The sequence below is a fragment of the Enterovibrio paralichthyis genome, from assembly GCF_019209835.1.
Lineage (GTDB): Bacteria > Pseudomonadota > Gammaproteobacteria > Enterobacterales > Vibrionaceae > Enterovibrio > Enterovibrio paralichthyis.
Window position 1 is genome coordinate 1 of record NZ_JAHUTS010000064.1, and the last position, 889, is coordinate 889.

Below are 889 nucleotides of genomic sequence, written 5' to 3' on the forward strand. Positions count from 1 at the left end.
TAATGCCGATCAGTTAAGAGATAAATGATCGGTTGAACGATCCAACAGATGGCTTATAAAGGCTCTAAGTCCCCATACTTAGAGCCTTTTATTTTGCAATTGACCACAGCCCTTACCCTCGCGAATCGTTACGCACCTAACACAGAGCAGCTTGGAAAACTCAGCGATATTCTCTGTCCTGATTTCATCAACCAATGCTTGGAAACTTCCGGTGTCGCGACCATACGTAAACGTCGTATCCCGCTTGATATGGCTGTTTGGACTGTCATTGCGATGTCGCTTTATCGACAGGAACCTCTGTGGTCTATTGTCTCCAAGGCCCAATTAATGCTGCCAGGGAAACGAAGTCTGGTTGCTCCCAGTGCCATCGTCCAAGCAAGGCAAAGGCTCGGGGCCGATGCGATGAAAGAGGTGTTCCATCAAAGCCAGCGCTTGTGGAACGAAACGGCTGACCATCCGACATGGTGTGGTTTAAAACTCCTCGCTGTTGATGGTGTGGTATGGCGAACGCCGGATACCAAGGAAAACCGTGACGCTTTTCAATCCGCGTCAAATCAAAATGGCGAGGGTAGCTTTCCTCAGGTGCGTATGGTTTGCCAAATGGAGTTGACCAGCCACATGTTGGTCGCCAGTGCCTTCGCGAGTTATAAAACCAATGAAATGGTATTGGCTGAGCAGTTGATAGAAACAACACCTGACTATAGCCTCACGATGTTCGACAGAGGCTTCTACTCTCTTAGTCTTCTCCACCGCTGGGCAAACACGGGGACGGAAAGGCATTGGCTGATGCCAATGCGCAAGAATACGCAATTTACCGAAGTCAGAAAGCTGGGTCGCAATGACCGCATTGTCGAAATCAAAACCACGCCTCAGGCGAGAAAGAAGTCCC

At 49.4% G+C, this 889-nt stretch carries 1 protein-coding gene; it reads left to right on the forward strand.

The genetic code is table 11. From position 1 onward, the window contains the following. Positions 1 to 93: 93 nt before the first annotated feature. Positions 94 to 889, forward strand: a 796-nt coding sequence (locus KU854_RS24670; protein WP_218360854.1) for an IS4 family transposase, incomplete at its 3' end; no start/stop codon positions are given.